The 1,542-nt window shown below is 72.8% G+C and carries 2 protein-coding genes and 1 pseudogene; 1 reads left to right on the plus strand and 2 read right to left on the minus strand.

From position 1 onward, the window contains the following. Both RCJ92_RS15845 and RCJ92_RS15850 read right to left on the minus strand, forming a co-directional pair. Positions 1 to 193: pseudogene (locus RCJ92_RS15845) on the minus strand (hypothetical protein); the annotation flags it as partial. Further along, complete coding sequence (locus RCJ92_RS15850; RefSeq protein ID WP_138926990.1) at positions 190 to 1,194, minus strand: acyl-CoA thioesterase; 1,005 nt, start codon at positions 1,192 to 1,194, stop codon at positions 190 to 192. The gene RCJ92_RS15850 and the pseudogene RCJ92_RS15845, both read right to left, overlap by 4 nt. Before the next feature lie 40 nt (positions 1,195 to 1,234). Here RCJ92_RS15850 and RCJ92_RS15855 point away from each other — a divergent pair. Further along, positions 1,235 to 1,542, plus strand: a 308-nt coding sequence (locus RCJ92_RS15855) for a hypothetical protein (protein ID WP_446755116.1), incomplete at its 3' end; no start/stop codon positions are given.

Below are 1,542 nucleotides of genomic sequence, written 5' to 3' on the forward strand. Positions count from 1 at the left end.
CCACCGATTCGGGCACCGCGGCCACCAGTTCGGCCGCCCGCTGCGGGCTGATGCGCCGCGGCGAATCGGTGAGCACAAAGCCCAGCGCCGCGGCCCCGTGCTCGATTGCCACCGCCACATCGGCGGCGGTGGACAACCCGCAGATCTTCACCCACGGGCCGGGCACCGCCGGGGTTTCGTCGGGCGCGCTCACCGGGAGGCCTGCCGTCCCACCGGCACGGACTGCTCCAGGTGCCCCGGGCGGTAGCCGCCGGGGGAGTTGGCGCGGATGCGCACCAGGGTGCGGGCGTGCTCCCACAGCGCCCGGTCCTCCGCGGAGCGCGGCACCCAGGGGGTCACCGGCACCGCGGTTCCGGTCGCGTCGCGCGCCACCATCACCGTCAGGCAGTAGGTGGTCAGGTTCAGCTGCCCGCCCTTGGGGTCCCCGGAGCGCACATGCACCGCAATGTGCATGCCCTTCACCCCGGTGTAGACCAGGCGGGCCTCGACCTCCACCAGGTCCCCGATGCGCAGCGGCCGGTAGAAGCGGATCCCGCCGGAGAACACCGCGACGGTGTCCTGCCCGCAGTACCGCGAGGCGCACAGCGCCGCGGCGGTGTCGATCCACTTCATCACGATCCCGCCGTGCACCTTCCCGCCCCAGTTCACGTCCGTCGGCTCGGCCAGGAAGCGCAGCGTAATGCGTTCGGCGGTGCCGGCCTGCGTGTAGCTTTGGCCCTTCATTTCCTCCACGATGGCGTCGCGGATCCCGATCCGGGCCAGCGCGTCGTCCCGGCGCCGGGTCTGCAGCTCGGTGCGCGGGGTGAAGCTGGGCACCGGGCGCGGCTTGCCGTGCTCGTCCACGGCCACGAAGATCACCAGGCAGGTGGTGGAGGTGCCGGTGCGCTCGCCGCGCGGGTCGCGGAAGGAGACCTCGGTGTGCACGTGCATGGAGGAGGTGCCGGTGTAGACGATGCTGGCGGTGACCTCCACCAAATCCCCGCTGCCCACCGGGTCGGAGAAGTGGATGTTGCCCACGTACGCGGTGACGCAGTAGCTGGCGGCCCAGCCCACGGCCGCGGCGTACGCGGCCTTGTCCACCCACTCCAGCACGGTGCCGGCCTCGACGGTGCCGGACAGGCCCACATCCATGGGCGCGGCCAGGAAGCGCAGGGTGATTTGGTGGGGGCGGGGTGCTTCGCCGGTGGTTTCCATGCTCCAAGTGTGGTGTACCGCCGCGCGCGGGCGCAATTGGATGACGCGCGGCGCCCGGCTGCTGGACCGCCGCGGCGCCCGGCCCGGGGACGCTGGCGTGACGGCCTACGATGGGAGGGTGCGTAAGGATTTGGCGGGAACTTCTTCACCCACCGGGATCGTGGTGGGGCTTTCGGTGCTTTCCGGCGCGGCCACGGCCTGGCTGGCCGTGCTGCTGGGCGCGGCGGTGGACGCGGCGTTGGACGCCCCGGCCGGCGGGGCCGCGGCGCCGGCGCTGCCCGGGTCCTGGTTCATGATGGCCGGAACCGCGCTGGTGCTGGCGGTGGCCGGAACCCTGCTGGTGCCGGT

It is taken from the genome of Glutamicibacter sp. BSL13, from assembly GCF_052928425.1.